Origin of the sequence: Paralimibaculum aggregatum, from assembly GCF_030270585.1 — a bacterium.
Lineage (GTDB): Bacteria > Pseudomonadota > Alphaproteobacteria > Rhodobacterales > Rhodobacteraceae > Thermohalobaculum > Thermohalobaculum aggregatum.
Genome location: NZ_BSYI01000007.1, coordinates 123,861 through 141,539, shown reverse-complemented (window position 1 = coordinate 141,539; position 17,679 = coordinate 123,861). Strand labels below are relative to the sequence as shown.

The 17,679-nt window shown below is 72.1% G+C and carries 16 protein-coding genes; 7 read left to right on the top strand and 9 right to left on the bottom strand.

What is annotated here, in order from left to right; all coding sequences use genetic code 11:
- Positions 1-21: 21 nt before the first annotated feature.
- From QSJ97_RS06245 to QSJ97_RS06230, 4 genes are read right to left on the bottom strand one after another with little or no spacing between them, the layout of a single operon-like run.
- Positions 22-1,224: a CaiB/BaiF CoA transferase family protein gene (locus tag QSJ97_RS06245; RefSeq protein ID WP_285670798.1), complete on the bottom strand. Its 1,203-nt coding sequence runs from the start codon at positions 1,222-1,224 to the stop codon at positions 22-24.
- Positions 1,221-1,898: a CDP-alcohol phosphatidyltransferase family protein gene (locus tag QSJ97_RS06240; protein WP_285670797.1), complete on the bottom strand. Its 678-nt coding sequence runs from the start codon at positions 1,896-1,898 to the stop codon at positions 1,221-1,223. The genes QSJ97_RS06245 and QSJ97_RS06240 overlap by 4 nt, the downstream gene beginning before the upstream one ends.
- Positions 1,895-2,836: a phosphatidate cytidylyltransferase gene (locus QSJ97_RS06235; RefSeq protein ID WP_285670796.1), complete on the bottom strand. Its 942-nt coding sequence runs from the start codon at positions 2,834-2,836 to the stop codon at positions 1,895-1,897. The genes QSJ97_RS06240 and QSJ97_RS06235 overlap by 4 nt, the downstream gene beginning before the upstream one ends.
- Positions 2,833-3,471 (bottom strand): lysophospholipid acyltransferase family protein, encoded by a 639-nt coding sequence (locus QSJ97_RS06230; RefSeq protein ID WP_285670795.1) that lies wholly within the window; start codon positions 3,469-3,471, stop codon positions 2,833-2,835. Before QSJ97_RS06230 ends, QSJ97_RS06235 begins: the two co-directional genes overlap by 4 nt.
- Before the next feature lie 1,208 nt (positions 3,472-4,679).
- Between QSJ97_RS06230 and QSJ97_RS06225 the strand changes: the two genes are divergently transcribed.
- Both QSJ97_RS06225 and sucD read left to right on the top strand, forming a co-directional pair.
- Positions 4,680-5,852 carry a malate--CoA ligase subunit beta gene (locus QSJ97_RS06225; RefSeq protein WP_285670794.1) on the top strand — a complete coding sequence of 391 codons (1,173 nt, stop codon included), beginning with the start codon at positions 4,680-4,682 and terminating at the stop codon, positions 5,850-5,852.
- A 12-nt stretch (positions 5,853-5,864) separates the two neighbouring features.
- A complete protein-coding gene (gene sucD / locus QSJ97_RS06220; protein ID WP_285670793.1) occupies positions 5,865-6,764 on the top strand; it encodes a succinate--CoA ligase subunit alpha in 900 nt (299 codons plus the stop codon).
- A 57-nt stretch (positions 6,765-6,821) separates the two neighbouring features.
- Here the strand turns inward: sucD and QSJ97_RS06215 are convergent, their stop codons facing one another.
- Positions 6,822-7,421: a response regulator transcription factor gene (locus QSJ97_RS06215; protein ID WP_285670792.1), complete on the bottom strand. Its 600-nt coding sequence runs from the start codon at positions 7,419-7,421 to the stop codon at positions 6,822-6,824.
- A gap of 201 nt (positions 7,422-7,622) precedes the next feature.
- Between QSJ97_RS06215 and otsB the strand changes: the two genes are divergently transcribed.
- From otsB to QSJ97_RS06195, 4 genes are read left to right on the top strand one after another with little or no spacing between them, the layout of a single operon-like run.
- Positions 7,623-8,363, top strand: a complete 741-nt coding sequence (gene otsB, locus QSJ97_RS06210; protein ID WP_285670791.1) for a trehalose-phosphatase — start codon at positions 7,623-7,625, stop codon at positions 8,361-8,363.
- A 42-nt stretch (positions 8,364-8,405) separates the two neighbouring features.
- Positions 8,406-10,181 (top strand): glycoside hydrolase family 15 protein, encoded by a 1,776-nt coding sequence (locus QSJ97_RS06205; RefSeq protein WP_285670790.1) that lies wholly within the window; start codon positions 8,406-8,408, stop codon positions 10,179-10,181.
- Entirely contained in the window at positions 10,178-11,575 is a 1,398-nt protein-coding gene (locus QSJ97_RS06200) for an alpha,alpha-trehalose-phosphate synthase (UDP-forming) (protein WP_285670789.1), read from the top strand. The genes QSJ97_RS06205 and QSJ97_RS06200 overlap by 4 nt, the downstream gene beginning before the upstream one ends.
- Before the next feature lies 1 nt (position 11,576).
- Positions 11,577-12,452: a glucokinase gene (locus QSJ97_RS06195; protein ID WP_285670788.1), complete on the top strand. Its 876-nt coding sequence runs from the start codon at positions 11,577-11,579 to the stop codon at positions 12,450-12,452.
- Positions 12,453-12,474: 22 nt separating this feature from the next.
- Here QSJ97_RS06195 and QSJ97_RS06190 read toward each other — a convergent pair whose 3' ends face one another.
- Positions 12,475-13,143: a Crp/Fnr family transcriptional regulator gene (locus QSJ97_RS06190; RefSeq protein WP_285670787.1), complete on the bottom strand. Its 669-nt coding sequence runs from the start codon at positions 13,141-13,143 to the stop codon at positions 12,475-12,477.
- A 209-nt stretch (positions 13,144-13,352) separates the two neighbouring features.
- On the opposite strand from QSJ97_RS06190, the gene QSJ97_RS06185 reads away from it, so the two are divergent.
- Complete coding sequence (locus QSJ97_RS06185; protein WP_285670786.1) at positions 13,353-14,378, top strand: DUF8082 domain-containing protein; 1,026 nt, start codon at positions 13,353-13,355, stop codon at positions 14,376-14,378.
- A gap of 18 nt (positions 14,379-14,396) precedes the next feature.
- On the opposite strand, the gene QSJ97_RS06180 is transcribed toward QSJ97_RS06185, so the two are convergent.
- The 3 genes from QSJ97_RS06180 to QSJ97_RS06170 all read right to left on the bottom strand — a co-directional run bounded on the left by QSJ97_RS06180 (position 14,397) and on the right by QSJ97_RS06170 (position 17,560).
- The gene (locus tag QSJ97_RS06180; protein WP_285670785.1) at positions 14,397-15,662 is read right to left on the bottom strand and encodes an ABC transporter permease; all 1,266 of its coding nucleotides are present in this window, start codon (positions 15,660-15,662) and stop codon (positions 14,397-14,399) included.
- Entirely contained in the window at positions 15,659-16,468 is an 810-nt protein-coding gene (locus tag QSJ97_RS06175) for a taurine ABC transporter ATP-binding protein (RefSeq protein WP_285670784.1), read from the bottom strand. Before QSJ97_RS06175 ends, QSJ97_RS06180 begins: the two co-directional genes overlap by 4 nt.
- 93 nt (positions 16,469-16,561) lie before the next feature.
- Entirely contained in the window at positions 16,562-17,560 is a 999-nt protein-coding gene (locus tag QSJ97_RS06170) for a taurine ABC transporter substrate-binding protein (protein WP_285670783.1), read from the bottom strand.
- Positions 17,561-17,679 lie beyond the last annotated feature (119 nt).

The window sequence follows — 17,679 nt, the reverse complement described above, 5'->3', positions numbered from 1 at the left end:
CGGCGACCGGCGGCGGCAGGCTCAGCCGGCGCCCCTTTCCGTCTCCGGTTCCGGCTCCGGCGCGGGCCATTCGCCGCGGGCCAGCGCCGCGCGGATCGCCTCCCCGTGCTGGTCGAGCGCCGGCGAGGCGCGGCCGAGGCTGAGCTCGGCGGCGGAGAAGCCGACCGGCGAGCGCAGCCCCGGCACCCCCTCGGGCGCGATCTGCAGGCCGCGGGCGACGACCTGCGGGTCCGCCAGCGCCTCGTCCACCCGGTTGATCGGGCCGGCCGGCACGCCGACCTTGCCGAGCGCGCCGATCAGCGCATCGCGCGGGAACCGCGCCGTGGCCTCGGCGAGCCGCGCCACCAGCCGCGCCCGGTCGGCCACGCGGCCGGCATTCTCGGCATAGGCCGGGTCGTCGCCGATCTCCCTCAGGTTGAGTACGCCGCAGAGCCGGCGGAACTGGGCGGTGTTGCCGCAGGCGATGATCAGATGCCCATCGGCGGCCGGAAAGACCTGATAGGGCACGATGTTGGGATGCGCGTTGCCGAGCCGGTTCGGCGCCTCGCCGGTGACCATGCAGTTCATCGCCTGGTTGGCCAGCACGCCGGTCATGCAATCCATCAGGCTCATGTCGATATGCTGGCCGAGGCCGGTGCGCGCGCGCTGCGCCAGCGCCGCCTGGATCGCGATCACGCCGTAGAGCCCGGTGAAGATGTCGGCGAAGGCGACGCCCATCTTCTGCGGCTCGCCCTCGGGCTCGCCGTTCAGCGACATGATGCCGGACATGCCCTGGATCAGGAAGTCGTAGCCGGCCTGCGCGGCGCGCGGCCCGTCCTGCCCGAAGCCGGTGACCGAGCAGTAGACCAGCCCCGGGTTGAGCGCCGAAAGGCTTGAAAAATCCAGCCCGTATTTCACGAGGCCGCCGAGCTTGAAGTTCTCCACCAGCACGTCGGCCTTCGCGGCCAGCTCGCGCACCAGCGCGCAGCCCTCCTCGGTGCGGAAATCGGCGGTGACGCCGCGCTTGCCCCGGTTGGCGCCGTGGAAATAGGCGGCCGAGCGATCCGGCCGGCCATCCACCTCGCGCTCGACGAAGGGCGGCCCCCAGCCGCGGGTGTCGTCGCCCCCCGGCGCCTCCACCTTGATCACGTCGGCGCCGAGATCGGCAAGGGTCTGGCCGATCCAGGGACCGGCAAGGATCCGGGCGAGCTCCACCACCCGGAGCCCGGCAAGCGGCGATGTCATGTGCTGTCCTCCCGCGAAAGCGGTGCAGGCTGCCCCGCCCGGGCGAGCCGGGTCAAGAGCCGCCGGCCGCGGCGCAGCGCGGTGAACCCGGCGCCGAGGGCGACGGCCCAGAGCGCGAGTCGCAGCGCCTCGCCCTGCCCGCCCCAGAGCGGCTCGGCGGCGGCGGCGAGCGCCGCGGCGATCACCGCCCACATGCGCTGCGGCTTGGCCATCGGGCCGGAGAAGTCGGGCGGCTGGCCGAGCGCCTCGCCGAAGGCCCGCACATAGGCGGTGCCGAGCGCCATCGCCCCGGCCGCCCAGCCGAGCGCCGGCACGCCGGCGCCGATGCCGCAGCCGACCAGCACCGCGAGATCGGCGGCGCGGTCCGGCACCTCGTTCCAGAACGGCCCGTCCGCCGTGCCCTTGCCGCCCTCCACCGCGACCATGCCGTCGAACATGTTGCACAGGAGGCGCAGCAGGATCAGCGCCGCCGCCAGCACCAGCAGCCCCGCCCGCAGGCCGCCGCCGAGCCCCGGCGCCAGCGCCAGCGCCAGCCCGGCCAGCGCCGCCGCGGCGAGGCTGGCCTGCGAGATCCGGTTGGGCGCGATGCCCCGCTCGGCCAGCCGGCGCGCCGCGGCGCGCGCCCAGCCGGCCTCGCGCTGCGGGATCGGCCGGCGGCGGTCCTCGGCGCTCATGCCGTCGACCACCAGTAGCGCACCAGGTGGAAGAAGATCGGCGCGGCGAAGATCACCGAGTCGAGCCGGTCGATGAAGCCGCCATGGCCGGGGATCAGGTGGCCCCAGTCCTTCACCCCGCGGTCGCGCTTGATCGCCGACATCACCAGCCCCCCGAGAAAGCCCATCAGCGTGATCACCAGCGCCAGCCCGCCGGCCTGCAGCACGGTGAAGGGCGTCATCCACCAGAGCCCGGCGCCGGCCAGCGTCGCCGTCGCCACGCCGCCGAGAAAGCCCTCCACGGTCTTCGAGGGCGACAGCCCCGGCGCGATCCGCCGCCGCCCGAGCAGCTTGCCCCAGACATACTGCATCACGTCGGAGAACTGCACCACGACCACGAGGAAGGCGATCAGCAGCACGTTGCCGCCCTCGTAGCCGGGGATCCTGAGATAGAGCAGCGCCGGCACGTGCGAGAGGCAGAACACGCAGAGCATCAGCGCCCATTGCGTCTCGGCGATGCGGGCAAGGAAATCCGAGGTGTCGCTGCGCAGCACCGCGATGATCGGCAGGAACAGGAAGCCGTAGACCGGGATGAAGATCGCGTAGAGCCCGTACCAGTCGATCCACACCAGGTAGTAGTGCAGCGGGAAGACCACGAAGAAGGCGGTCACCATCGCCCAGTGATCGGCCCGGCGGAAGCGCGTCAGCGTCACGAACTCGCGCAGCGCCGCGAAGGAGCAGGCGGCGAACAGCAGCACCACGCCGCTGCGCCCGGCCATGAAGGCCAGCGCCAGCAGCGCCGCCATGCCCCACCAGGCCTTCACCCGGGTGTTGAAATTGGCCACCATCGGCCCCTCGCCGAGGCGGGCGCGCAGCACCTGCCCCACCGCGGTGAACAGCACCAGCAGCACCAGCGTGCCGAGCGAGAGCAGCAGCAGGTGCCGGTCCCATCCGGTCACGGGCCGCACTCCGCCTCGCGGGTGGCCGCCAGCGCCGCGGCGGCGCGGGCCAGGAAGGCGTCCCGCTCCTCGCCCGGCTCGAGCTGCAGCGCCTCGCCAAAGACCACGGTGCAGATCAGCGGGACCGGCACCACCTCGCCCTTCGGCATCACCCGGTTGAGGTTCTCGATCCAGACCGGCACCAGCGGGATCTCGGGCCGCGCCGCGGCGAGGTGGTAGAGCCCGGGGCGGAACGGCAGCAGCGGCGCCTCGCCGGCATTGCGCGTGCCCTCGGGAAAGAGGATCAGCGAGCGCCCGGCATCGAGCGCCGCCAGCATCGCCACGATGGCGGCGCCCTTCGGCGCCCTGCCGCTGCGGTCGACCAGCACGGCGTCGAAGACGTCGCGGATCACGAAGCGGCGCAGCGCCGAGCCGAGCCAGTAGTCGGCCCCGGCGACCGGCCGGCTGCGCGCCCGCAGCGCCGGCGGCAGCATGGTCCAGATCAGCACGAAATCGCCGTTGCTGCGATGGTTGGCGAAATAGATCCGCTGCTCGGGGAGCGGCGGCACCCCGGCCCAGACCGCCCGGGCCGCGGTGACCAGCCGCGCCGCGAGCGTGATGAGATAGGCCAGCGCCGCTGCCGCAAGCCGTCTCATCGCCGCCGCTCCTGAGGGTGCCGCATGCCCGCGCTCCTCGCCTGCCCCAAGGCTTGCCGGCTGCGCCGCGCGCACGCAAGGGAAAACCGGGCGCGCGGGCCGGCAGCAGAGCCCCCGCCGCCCGCGCCGACGGAGCGCCCCGCCGCGGGAGCCCACCGAAAGGACCCGCCGCGGGAGCCCGCCGGAGGGACCCGCCGGAGGAACCCACCGGAGGAACCTGCCGGGGGAGCCGGCCGGACGAACCCGCCGGGGGAACGCACCGGAGGAACCCGCCGGAGGAACCCGCCGAGGGAACCTGTCGGGGGAACCTGCCTGAGGGACATGCCGGAGGAACCTGTCGGGGGAACGGGCCGGAGGAACCTGCCGAAGGAACTCGCCGGTGGGGCCTACCGGAGGAACTCGTCAGAGGAAACTGCCGGGAGAACACGCCGGGGGGACCTGTCAGAGGAACCTGCCAGGGGAACACGCCGGGGGGACCTGCCGGAGGAACCTGTCGGAGGAACGCGCCGGAGGAACCTGTTGGAGGGACCTGCCGGAGGAACTCGCCGGGGGGACCTGTCAGAGGAACCTGCCAGGGGAACACGCCGGGGGGACCTGGCGGAGGAACGCGCCGGGGGGACCTGTCAGAGGAACCTGCCAGGGGAGCACGCCGGGGGAACCTGTCGAAGGGACCTGCCGGGGGAACCTGCCGGACGGACCCGCCAGAGCAACCCTCCGGACGGCCTCCCCAGAGGAACCCGCCGGACGGAGCCGCCGGAGGGACCTGCCGGGGGAGGCTGCCCGAAGGACCCGCCGGGGGAAACCGCCGGGGGGAGCCGCGCGGCGGAGGGTCGGGCGGAACATCCGGTGGCGCCGGGGGACGCCGTCCCGCGTCCTTCGGCAGCCGCGCGACATTGGGCAGCCGCGCGACCTTCGGTAGCCGCGCGTTCTTCGGCAGCCGCTCGGGCATCGCGGCCCTGCCGGGCCCGTGGCGACGCCATGCCCGGCCCCTGCGCCCGGCCAGTGGCGGCGCCGTGCCAGGGCCGTGCACCCAGCCCGTGGCGGCGGCGTGCCCGGCCCGCGGCGGGTGCGGCCCCACCCGTCCGGGTGGGCGGCTGCCCTTCCCGCGGCGAAAGATCCTCTCCGGGCGGAGCGGGCGGGCGGCGGCGGTGCGGCCTAGACCTCCGGCATGCCCGCCCGGTGCGGGAGGCCAGACGCGGAGGAAACCCATGGACATCCACGAATATCAGGCGAAGGAGATCCTCGCCCGGTTCGGCGTTCCCGTGCCCAAGGGCGGGCTCGCCTACAGCCCCGAACAGGCCGGCTATCGCAGCCACGAGCTCGGCGGCGAGCGCTGGGTGGTCAAGGCGCAGATCCATTCCGGCGGCCGCGGCGAGGCCGGCGGCGTGCGCCTCTGCGGCTCCGACAAGGAGATCCGCGACTATGCCGCCGAGCTCTTCGGCAAGCGCCTCGTCACCCGCCAGAGCGGCGCCGAGGGCCGGCTCGTCGGCCGGGTCTATGTCGAGGAGGCCTGCGAGATCGCCCGCGAGATCTATTTCGGCCTGGTGCTCGACCGCAAGACCGAGCGGATCATGATCGTCGCCTCCTCGGCCGGCGGCATGGAGATCGAGGAGCTCTCGGCCGAGCATCCCGACACGCTGCTGCGCATGACGGTGGACCCGGCCTCGGGCTTTCTCGACTACCAGGCGCGCGAGCTCGCCTACGGGCTCGGGCTCGACAGCGGCCAGGTCGCCGAGGCGGCGAAGATCTTCCGCGCCTGCTACCGCGCGTTCCGCGACCTCGACGCCACCATGGTCGAGATCAACCCGCTGGTGACCACCGCGCGCGGCAACCTGCTGGCGCTCGACGCCAAGATGTCGTTCGACGACAACGCGCTGTTCCGCCACCCCGAGGTCTCGGAGCTGCGCGACATGAGCCAGGAGGACCCGATGGAGGCGCATGCCGCGGATCGCGGCCTCGCCTATGTCGCGCTCGACGGCAATATCGGCTGCATGATCAACGGCGCCGGGCTGGCGATGGCGACCATGGACATGATCAAGCTCTCCGGCGGGCTGCCGGCGAACTTCCTCGACATCGGCGGCGGCGCCAGCCCGGAGCGCGTGCTCTCGGCCTTCCGCCTCGTGCTGCGCGACCCGAAGGTCGAGGCGATCCTGGTCAACATCTTCGCCGGCATCAACCGCTGCGACTGGGTCGCCGAGGGCGTGGTGCAGGCGTTCCGCAAGGCGCGCATCGACATCCCGGTGGTGGTGCGCCTCTCGGGCACCAATGTCGCCGAGGGCAAGCGCATCCTCGCCGCGTCGGGCCTGCCGATCATCACCGCCGACACGCTGGCCGAGGCCGCCGAGCGCGCGGTCGGCGCCGTCGCCAGAAAAGCCGCCTGAGGGGAGGACGAGATGAGCATCCTGATCGACGAGACCACCAGGGTCCTGGTGCAGGGCATGTCCGGGCGCATCGGGCGCTTCCATGCCGAGGACATGATCGCGAACGGCACCCGGGTGGTCGGCGGCGTGACCCCCGGCAAGGGCGGCAGCGAGATCCTCGGCCTGCCGGTGTTCAACACCATGCGCGGCGCGGTGGCCGAGACCGGGGCCGAGGCCTCCATCGTCTTCGTGCCGCCGCCCTTCGCCGCCGATGCCATCATGGAGGCCGCCGATGCCGGCATCCGCTACTGCGTCTGCATCACCGACGGCATCCCGGCGCAGGACATGATGCGGGTCAAGCGCTACATGCGCCGCTATCCGCGCGAGCGGCGGATGCGCCTCACCGGGCCGAACTGCGCCGGCACGATCAGCCCGGGCAAGGCGATGATGGGGATCATGCCGGCGCATATCTACGCGCCCGGCCGGGTCGGCATCGTCGGGCGCTCCGGCACCCTCGGCTACGAGGCGGCGAGCCAGATGCAGGCGCTCGGCATCGGCGTCTCGACCTCGGTCGGGATCGGCGGCGACCCGATCAACGGCTCCTCGTTCCGCGACATCCTCGAGCTGTTCGAGGCCGATCCGGGCACCGATGCGGTGATGATGATCGGCGAGATCGGCGGCCCGCAGGAGGCCGAGGCGGCGGCCTATGCGCGCGATCACATGGCCAAGCCGGTGATTGCCTATGTCGCCGGGCTCTCGGCGCCCAAGGGGCGCAAGATGGGCCATGCCGGCGCCATCGTCTCGGCCTTCGGCGAGAGCGCGCAGGAGAAGGTGGAGATCCTCGCCGGCGCCGGCGTCACCGTGGCGCCGCACCCCTCCGCCATGGGCGAGACGGTGGCCGCGGTGCTCGACCGGATGGGCCTCGCCGCCTGACCGGCTGCTGGCCGCCGGGGCCGGGAGGCGTGCCCCGGCGGCCTACCTCGTCACGCCTCAGTCGATGGCGTAGTTGAGGTATTTCGCCACCGCCATCGAGCGCGTGCTGACCTCGAGCTTGTCGTAGACGATCTTGAGGTGATACTTGACGGTGTTCTCCGAGATCCCGAGCCGGGCCGAGATCTGCGCATTGGTCCAGCCGCGCGAGAGCGCCGCCAGCACCTCGCGCTCGCGCCGGGTGAGGCGCTCGAAGGGATCGTCGCGCAGGCTGGAGAAATCCACGAAGGGAAAGCTCACCCGCCCGGCCGAGACCGCGCGCAGGGTCGCCAGCACCACCTCCGGCGCGTCGTCCTCGGCAAAGCAGCCCCAGGCGCCGGCCTGCATCGCGTCGCGCACCAGCTCGGGCCGCAGCCGGCGCAGGCGGATCACCGTGCGCAGCGCCGGATAGCGCCGCCGCCAGTCGCGGATCGTGCCGAGCAGCGCCTCGCGCCCCATGCCGGCGGCCAGGATGGCGATCTGCGGCTCCGCCCCGCCGCGACGCGCGAAGCCGCCGGGGTCCTCGGCGATCTCCACCGGGCGCAGGGTCTCGTCGCCGTCGAGCAGCGCGCTGAGCGCGCCCGCGAACCAGGCGCTGCCGCCGACCACGGCCAGATTCATGCAGGGCTCCATCCGCCTCTCCGGGACTGTCCTCGCCCTGCTCTAGCCGGTCCCGGCCCGCAGGAAAATTTGCGAATTCTGTCCCGCCCTGAAGGGATCCTTAATGCTGCGGACGCGAAGAAGGCTGGCCAGCGGCGCCGCGCCATGCCAGTCTGATCGCCGACCGCCACCCACCGGCCGCAGCAAGCGCGACACAGGGGCATGCAGACCGACGAACTCGACGCGCTCAGACCCGACTGGGACCGCACCGCACTGTTCCTCGATTTCGACGGCACGCTCGCGCCGATCGTCGACCGGCCCGAGGATGCCGCGATGGCGCCCGCGACCCGCGCCGCGGTGGCGGCGATCCGGGCCCGCACGGGCGGCGCCGTGGCGCTGATCAGCGGCCGCGCGCTGGCCGATCTCGATGCCCGCACGGCGCCGCTGGCGCTGCCTGCCGCGGGCTCGCACGGGGCCGAGTTCCGCAGCCCCGGCAGCGGGGCCGAAACCGCCGCGGGGGCGGCGGCGCGGCTCGCCCCGGCGGCCGCGGCGATCGCCGCGCTGGCCGGCGCGGAGGGGCTGCTGATGGAGCGCAAGCCCGGCTCGGTGACGCTGCACTACCGCAGCCGTCCGGCGCTCGGCGGCGCGGTGCGCGCGCTGGTCGAGCGGCTGGCGGCGGAGGGCGCCGGGCTGCGCGCGCTGCACGGGCTGATGGTCAGCGAGGTGGCGCTGGCCGGCATCGACAAGGGCACCGCCCTGCGCAGCTTCATGGCGGCGCCGCCGTTTGCCGGGCGCAGCCCCATCGCGGCGGGCGACGACACCACCGACGAGGACGCCTTCCGCGCCGCCCGGGCGCTCGGCGGCACCGGCATCAAGATCGGCCCGGGCCCGACCGCGGCAAGCCACCGCGCGCCGGGCATCGCGGCCTTCCTCGACTGGCTCGCCCGCAGGGCCGCCGGCTGAGGCACGGACCATCGCGGGGAGACTGAAGAGGAGAGACAGCACGTGGATTACGGACTGATCGGGAACTGCTCCATCGCCGCACTCGTCGACCGGGCGGGACGGCTGGTCTGGCTCTGCCTGCCACGGATCGACGGCGACCCGGTGTTCCACGCGCTGCTCGGCCACGGCACCGGCGAGCCCGGCGACGGCGCCTTCGCGGTGGAGCTCGACGACCTGCGCGAGGCGCAGCAGAGCTACGACCGCAACACCGCGATCCTGCGCACCGTGCTGCACGGCGCCTCGGGCTCGGTGGAGATCCTCGACTGGGCGCCGCGCTTCGAGGCCCGCGGCCGCATGTTCCGCCCGCAGATGCTGATCCGGCAGATCCGGCCGCTCGAAGGCTGGCCGCGGGTGCGGCTGCGGCTGCGCCCGCGCTTCGACTGGGGCACCCGCGCGCCCGAGATCACCCGCGGCTCGAACCATGTGCGCTTCATCGGGCCGGACCAGACCCTGCGGCTCACCACCGACGCGCCGATCGACCACCTGCTCGACAGCCGGCTGATCAATCTCGACCGGCCGCTCAACTTCGTGCTCGGGCCGGACGAGAGCCTGGCCGAGAGCCCGGCCGAGATCGCCAAGCGCTTCCACGACGACACCGCCGCCTACTGGCGCGGCTGGGTGCGGCGCCTCGCGATCCCGCTGGAATGGCAGGACGCGGTGATCCGCGCCGCCATCACGCTCAAGCTCTGCAGCTACGAGGCCACCGGCGGGATCGTCGCGGCGGTGACCACCTCGCTGCCGGAATCGCCCGACAGCGGCCGCAACTGGGACTATCGCTACTGCTGGGTGCGGGATGCCTTCTTCACCGTGCGGGCGCTCAACAGCCTGGCCGCGGTGCGCACGCTGGAGAACTATTTCGGCTGGCTGATGAACGCCGTCGCCGATGCCAAGGGCGGGCATATCCAGCCGGTGCTCGGGGTCGGGCTCGAGACCCAGCTCACCGAGCGCCATGCCGAGGCGCTGCAGGGCTTCATGGGCATGGGGCCGGTGCGCGTCGGCAACCAGGCGCACGAGCATTTCCAGCACGACACCTATGGCAACATCATCCTCGGCGCGGCGCCGGCCTTCTTCGACAGCCGGCTCTACATGGATGCCGGGCGCGCCGCCTTCGAGATGCTGGAGCCGCTCGGCGAACAGTCATGGAGCCTGCACGACCAGCCCGATGCCGGGATCTGGGAGCTGCGCACCCGGGCGCGCATCCACACCTCCTCCTCGCTGATGTGCTGGGCCGGCTGCGACCGGCTGGCCAAGATCGCGGCGCATCTCGGCCTCGCCGACCGCGCGCGCTACTGGGCCGAGCGGGCCGGGGCGATCCGCGCGAAGATCCTCGAGCATGCCTGGTCCGACGAGCGCGGCGCCTTCGTCGAGAGCTTCGGCGGGCGCACCCTCGATGCCTCGGTGCTGCTGATGGGCGAGATCGGCTTCCTGCCGGCGCAGGACCCGCGCTTCGTCGCCACCGTGGAGAAGCTCGGCGAGGTGCTCGGGCGCGGCTCCTTCATGCTGCGCTACGAGGAGGCGGACGATTTCGGCGCCCCGGAGGTCGGCTTCAACCTCTGCGCCTTCTGGCGGATCGACGCGCTCGCCCGGATCGGCCGCACCGAGGAGGCGCGCGAGCATTTCGAGGCGCTGCTGAACGCGCGCAACCATCTCGGCCTGATGGCGGAGGACAGCGACTTCGCCACCGGCCGCGCCTGGGGCAACTTCCCGCAGACCTATTCCCAGGTCGGCATCGTCAACGGCGCCATGCGCCTCTCGAAACGCTGGGAGGCCGAGCTTTGAGCCGGCTGGTCGTCGCCTCCAACCGCGTCGGGGACATCACCGGCGGCACCCAGAGCGGCGGGCTGGTGACCGCGCTCGGCGATGCGCTGCGCGACGGCAACGGGCTCTGGTTCGGCTGGTCCGGGCAGATCGTCGACACCGACGACAAGCTCGGCCTCACGCTCGAGCGCCAGGGCGCGGTGACCATCGCCACCCAGGCGCTCACCGAGGAGGACTATGCGCACTATTATCTCGGCTATGCCAACCGGGCGCTCTGGCCGGTGATGCACTACCGGCTCGATCTCGCGGAGTTCGACAGCGCCGCGCTGGAGGGCTATCGCGAGGTCAACCGCCGCTTCGCCCGGGCGCTGGCCGGGCTCGTCTCGGCCGACGACGTGATCTGGATCCACGACTATCACATGATCCCGCTGGCGGCGGAGCTGCGCGCCCTCGGCCTCGAGAACCGGATGGGCTTCTTCCTGCACATCCCCTTCCCCTCGCCGGAGATCATCAGCGCGGTGCCGGACCATGCCTGGCTGGTCGACACGCTCTTCGCCTATGACGTGATCGGCTTCCAGACCGAGCAGCACGTCGCCAATTTCGGCCGCTATGCCGAGGAGACCGCCGCCCTGGTGACGCCGGAGAGCCATCCCTTCCGCGCGGCGCGGCGCAAGCTGAAGGTCAGGAGCTACCCGATCGGCATCGATGTCGAGGCGTTCAAGGCGATGGCCGACACGCCGGAGGCCGAGGACCGCATCCGCCGGCTCAAGCGCGGCAGCATCGACACCCACATCATCGGCGTCGACCGGCTCGACTATTCCAAGGGCCTGCCGGACCGCTTCCGCGCCTATCGCCGGCTGCTGCACCTGCATCCCGAGCACGCCAAGAACATCGTGCTGATGCAGATCGCCCCGCCGACCCGCGAGGAGCTCGCCGCCTATGCCGACATCCGCATGGAGCTCGAGCAGCTCTCCGGCGCGATCAACGGCGAGTTCGGCGATTTCGACTGGACCCCGGTGCGCTATGTCCACCGCTCGCTGGCGCGCGACACGCTGGCGGCGCTGTTCAAGGGCTCGCGGATCGGGCTGGTGACGCCGCTGCGCGACGGCATGAACCTCGTCGCCAAGGAATATGTCGCGGCGCAGGACGAGGCCGATCCCGGCGTGCTGATCCTGTCGCAGTTCGCCGGCGCGGCGGCGGATCTGGCGGAGGCGCTGATCGTCAACCCCTACGACGCCGACGAGGTGGCGCTGGCGATGCATCTCGCCGTGGGGATGCGCCGCGAGGAGCGGATCGAGCGCCATTCGGCCCTGCTCGAGCGGGTGCGCCAGCGCGATGTCGCGCGCTGGCGGCGCGACTTCCTGCGCGACCTCCGCGACGGCACTGGCGGCGCGACCGCGGCGGCGGAGGGCTGAGATGCGGCTGGTTGCGGATATCGGCGGCACCAATGCGCGCTTCGCCCGCGCCGCGCCCGGCGGCGCGCCGGGGCCCGTGCTGCGCCTGCGGGTGGCCGATCACCCCAGCTTCGAGGACGCGCTGGCCGCCTTCCTCGCGGCCGAGGGCGGCGGGGCGAGCGAGGGGACGAGCGAGATCGCCATCGCCGCCGCCGGCCCGGTGATCGGCGGCGCGGTGCGGCTGACCAACGCGCATTGGGAGATCTCGCCCGCGGCGGTGGCGCGGGTGCTGCCGGGGGCACGGGTCGCGATCCTCAACGACCTCGCGGCGGTGGCGCATCTGCTGCCCCGGCTCGGGCCCGAGGGCGCCGAGACGCTGCGCCCGGGCGCCCCGGACGGCACGCAGCCGATGATCGCGGTGAATGTCGGCACCGGTTTCGGCGCCTCGGTGGCGGTGCCGGTGCGCGGCGGCTGGGCGGCGCTGGCCACCGAGGCCGGCCATATGAGCCTCGCCCCCGCGTCCGGCGAGGACGCCGCCCTGATGGCGGGCGCGGCGACGGGCGCGGCGACGGGCACGGCGACGGTGGAGGCGCTGCTCTCCGGCCCCGGCCATGCCCGGCTCGCGGCCCGCGCGCCGGCGCCGGAGGTGCGCCGGCTGGTCTCGGCGCTGCTCGGCCGCGTCGCGGGCGATCTGGTGCTGGCCACCGGCGCCTGGGGCGGGCTCTTCCTCTGCGGCGGGGTGCTGGAGGATTTCGACGCCGTGATCGACCGCGCGCTGTTCCTCGAGCGGCTGCTGGCGCGCACGGGCGTGGCGGCGCGGCTCGCGGCGGTGCCGGTGCGCCGGATCACCGCGGCCAATCCCGCGCTCGCCGGCCTCGCCGCGATGGACTGGCCCTGAGCCTAACTGGCCCCGAGCGCCCTCAGAGCCCGGCCAGCGCGCGCAGCCCCTCGGCATCGCGGATCACCAGGCTGCCATCGGCGCTGTCGATCACGCCATCCGCGGTCCAGCGCTTGATGTGGCGGTTGACATTCTCCCGCGAGAGCCCGGCGAGGTCGCCGAGATCCGACTGCGAGAGCGAGGTCGCGACGGTCACCGTGCCGTCCTCGCCGGCGCGGCCGAACTTCTCGCCGAGCCGCACCAGGCAGCGCGCCAGCCGGGCCGCGGCCTCGCGGTGGCTGGCCAGCTCGAAGGCGTCGATCGAGGAGCGGATCTTGCTGCACAGCTCGGTCATCACCACCAGCATCGCCTCCGGGTCGGAGAGCAGCGCGTCGCGCAGGTCGCGATACTGGATCAGCAGGCCGGTGGTGGCGGTGGCGGCGATCACGTCGGCCGAGCGGGTGGAATTGTCGATCGCGGCAATCTCGCCCACCACCTCGCGCGGCCCGACATAGTTGAGCACCGCCCGCTTGCCGCTGTTGCCGGTGAGGCTGATCTCCACCCGCCCGGTCTCGATCACGAAGACGCTGTCGCCGGCATCGCCGCGGCGGAAGATCACCTCGCCCTTGGGATAGACCTTGCGATGCGCGCGTTCGACGAGACGCCGGCGCACATCGGGCACGAATTTCTGGAGAAAGCCGGTTCTGGTCACCCGCGCCCCCCGCGCTCTGCCCCGATCGGGGCGAAGTATGCCATGCTTGTCGTGCGGCGCAATGCCGGGCATAGTGCCGGCCGGACCCCCAATCACCGCCCCGGTGGCAGGATGGCGGCTGCGCGTGAGGCTCGGGCAGCCGGGCCACCGTTGCAGGGCGTCGTATCGGATGAGTTGACCGGAACATGTCGCGGCCTCGGCAACCGACGGTGATCTGCAGCGTTCTGGTGGCCGATATCGTCGATTTCTCCGGCCTCGCGCTCGACGAGCAGCTCGCCCACAAGGAACGCTTCCAGAAGGCCACCGAGGAGAGCGGGCTGGCCCGGTCCGAGCGCACCCGATTCCTGATCGACACCGGCGACGGCGCGGCGATCTGCTTCTTCGGCGATCCGGAGGATGCGCTCTATGCCGCGGTCTCGCTGCAGCACCGGCTGCTCTCGGACTGCCCGCTGCGCATGGGGATCGGCCTCGGCCCGGCGAAATGGGTGGTCGATGCCCAAGGCCGGCGCAACATCGTGGGCGATGCGATCAACTCCGCGCACCGGATCATGAATTTCGCGAGCCCCGGCGGGATCCTCGTCTCGCGCTCCTATTACGACGTGGTGACCGGCATCCGCGAGCGGCAGGTCTTCGGCTTCCGCCCGCTCGGCATGCTCACCGACAAGGCCGGGCGGCAGCACGAGGTCTTCGCCCTCGGCCGGGTCGGCGAGGCCGAGGCGCCGCGCGCCACCACCGACACCGTGGTGACCGCCGCCGCCGGCGTGAACGACAGCCATGCCGGCGTCTCCCAGGCGCTGGTGGCGCGGGCGACCCGGGTGCTCGGGCAGATGCTCGGGCCGGCCGGGCCGCTGGTGGTGCGCCGCGCGGCGCGGGCCGAGGCCGGGCGGCAGGGCTTTCTCGACCATCTCGCCCGGGCGCTCGAGAGCGAGGCCGAGCGCAGCCGCTTCTTCGAGGCGATGGAGGCGGAGGCGCCGGCCGCGGCGCCGCGCTCCGGCCCCGGCGCCTCGGGCCTGCACCGCGCCGACGGAGCGGATGGCGGGATCTGGCCGCCGGAGGCCGGCGAGCTCCGCCGCATCGAGGCGGCGCTGGCCCGCGAGCTCGGGCCCATCGCCGCGGTGATGATCCGCAAGGCGCTGCGCAGCTGCCGCACCCGCGCCGGCTTCCTCGAGGCGCTGGCCGGGCATATCGACCGCCCGGCCGCGCGCGAGGCCTTCCTCAGGGCGGCGAAGGGCTGACCCCCGCCGCCGCGCGGCTCAGCCGCGGCCCTTCCAGGGGATCAGCCAGCGCTCGGCCATCCGCATCAGGATGTCGATGCCGTAGCCGATGACGCCGATCAGGATGATGCCCATGATCACGATGTCGGTGAGCTGGAAGCGCGAGGCCACCATGATCATCATGCCGGCACCCTTCTCGGCGGCGACCAGCTCGGCCGCCACCACCGTGCCCCAGCAGACCCCCATCGCCACCCGCGCGCCGGTGAAGATCTCCGGCAGCGAGTTGGGCACGATCACGTGCCGCAGGATCTGCCATTTCGAGGCGCCGAGCGAATAGGCCGCGTGCACCTTGGAGATCTTGACGCCGGAGACCCCGGAGCGCGCCGCGATGGTCATGATCCAGAGCGCGGCGAGGAACAGCAGGATGATCTTGCCGACCTCGCCGATGCCGGCCCAGATGATCACCAGCGGGATCAGCGCCAGCGGCGGCACCGGGCGCATGAACTCCACGATCGGCTCGAACCAGCCGCGGAACCAGCCCGAGAGCCCCATGGCATAGCCGAGCGGGATGCCGACCAGCGCGCCGAAGAAGAAGCCGAGCAGCACCCGGAACAGCGACCAGCCGAGATGCTCGAGCAGGGTGTAGTTCTGGTAGCCCTCCTGCGCGATCTCGCCGATCCGCCGGATCACGTCCTCCGGCGGCGGCAGCCAGATCGGCTCCATCTGCCAGCCCTGCGCCGGCTTGTAGTTGGGCGTGCCCTTGGGCGTCAGCGTCACCACGCCGGAGGCGACCTCGACGGTCTCGCCGGGGGCGATCGGCTTGCCGTCGATCGCCACCACCCGGGCGCCTTCGCGCTTGCCGATCTCGTCGTTGCGATCGACCCGGATCAGCGTCGAGCGCCAGGCGCCGAGCGTCGCCGCGTCGTTCTTGGCGAAGCCCTCGCCCGGCTCGACCTCCGGCTCCTCGACATCCTCGCCCACCGGGAACACCCGGACCGTGACGGTGGCATCGTCGCGGCTGCCGTCCTCGGCCTCGGCGGTATAGGTGAAGCTGGCATCGCCCACGAAGGGCCCCGGCACATGCACCGGCGAGAGGCTGGAGCCGGTGAAGGCGCCCCAGATCAGGAACACCGCGACCACCGAGATGATCGAGGCGGCGGTGTTGGCCTTCACCGCGCTCTCGTCGCCGAAGGTCACGGTCTTGAGCGAGGTGAAGTCGTGCGCCTTGGCCAGCCCGCTCATCACCAGGCGGACCACCAGATAGGCACCGACGAAGATCGCGATGTAGATTGCCAGGATGATCATGCGTCCGCCTCCTCGGCCCGGCCCATGATTTCCTCTTCCATGTCCCAGATCATCGAGAGGATCTCCTCGCGCTTCGGCCCGAACTCGGGATGTTTCTTGACCTCGCGAAGATCCGCGCCGACGCCGAGCTCGGCGAAGGGCAGCCGGTATTCCTTGTGGATGCGGCCGGGCCGCGGCGCCATCACCAGCAGCCGCTCGCCGAGCAGCAGCGCCTCCTCGACCGAATGGGTGATCAGGATGATGGTCTTGCCGGTCTCCTTCCAGAGCTTGAGCACCAGCCCCTGCATCTTCTCACGGGTCAGCGCGTCGAGCGCGCCGAGCGGCTCGTCCATCAGGATCACGTCGGGGTCGTTGGCGAGGCAGCGGGCCAGCGCCACGCGCTGCTGCATGCCGCCGGAGAGCTCGTAGATCGCCTTCTGCTTGAAGTCGCGCAGCCCCACCACCTCGAGCAGATGATCGACGATGCCGTCGCTCTCGGAGCGCGGCATGTGCTTCATGTTGGGGCCGAAGGCGACGTTCTCGCGAACATTCATCCACTCGAACAGCGCGCCCTGCTGGAACACCATGCCGCGCTCGGGCCCGGGCCCGGAGACCGTCTTGCCGCCGAGCGAGATGGTGCCCGAGGTCGGCGCGAGGAACCCGGCCACGATGTTGAGCAGTGTCGTCTTGCCACAGCCCGAGGGGCCGAGCACCGCCATCAGCTCGCCTTCCTTGATGTTGAGCGTGACGTTCTTGAGTGCCTGCACCGCCTCGCCGTCGGGCAGGTCGAAGCGCATCGACACATCGTCGATCAATAGGCTGGACATGGGCCCTCCCCTCGCCATCGGGCCATGGCCCGGACTGTCGCCTGGCGGCCCGGCCCCGGCACTCGCCGCACCGGGGCCGGGCCGCCGCCGGGATCACATCGACGATTCGAACGCCGCGGTCAGCGGGCCGGCATTCACGGCGCCCTCATAGGTCTCGAGCGCGGAATCGATCGAGCCGGCCTCGACGAAGACATCCGCCACGCCCTTCATGAACTGCTGCGCGCCGCCGCCGAGCCATTTCTCGGAGAGCTGCTCCTCGACCGAGGGGAACACGAAGGTCGCCATGGTCGCCGCGGTGGCGTCCTCGTCCATGCCGGCATCCTTGGCGATCACCGGCAGCATCGAGGTGTCGCCGCCGTTCCACTGGGCATTGGCCTCGGCGGTCACCGCGAGGAACTTGGCCACCAGGTCCGGGTTCTCCGCCACGAAGGCGGCCGGCCCCGAGGTCACGTCGAAGACGAGGATGCCGAGCTCCTCCTTCTCCGCGCCGGTGAGCAGGACGTTGCCGTGCTCCTTCATGCGCCGCAGCGAGCCGCCCCAGCCGCAGACCATGTCGAGCGAGCCCTGGGCGAAGGCCGCCGCGCCGTCCGGCGGCGCCATGTTGACGACCTCGAGCGTCGAGATGTCGACGCCGAAATGGCTCATCTGCTTGAGGAAGCCGTAATGCGCCGCGGTGCCGATCGGCACGCCCACCTTCATGCCCTCGAGCTCCTTGGCGCTCTCGGCATCGATCTCGTGGCGCTCGGCGACGACACAGTTGTCGTTCTCGGAATAGGAGACCGCGACGTCGAGGATCTGCAGGTCCTGCCCGGCCGAGGTCGCCACCACGAAGGGCGGCACGCCCTGGCTCACCGAGAGCTGCACGTCGCCCGAGGCCATCGCCGCCGACATCGCGGTGCCGGTGTCGAAGCTCACCCAGTTGATCTTGACGCCCATCGCCTCCTCGTAGGCGCCGGTCACCTTGGCATACTGGAAGGGCATCGGCCATTCGAGGAAGTAGCCCACCGTGATCTCGTCCTGCGCCCGGGCCATCTGTGCCGAGAGCGCCATCGCCGTGCCGGCGATCAGCGCGAGAAAGGTCGTCCGTTTCATCTGTGTTTTCCCTGTCGGTTTCTTGTTTGGATTCATTCGTCGCCCGAGCGCTGCCGCGCGGGTCCTGCGGTCGGAGGGGCCTTGTCGGTGATGTCGTTCCCTCCTTCTGCCACGCCGGG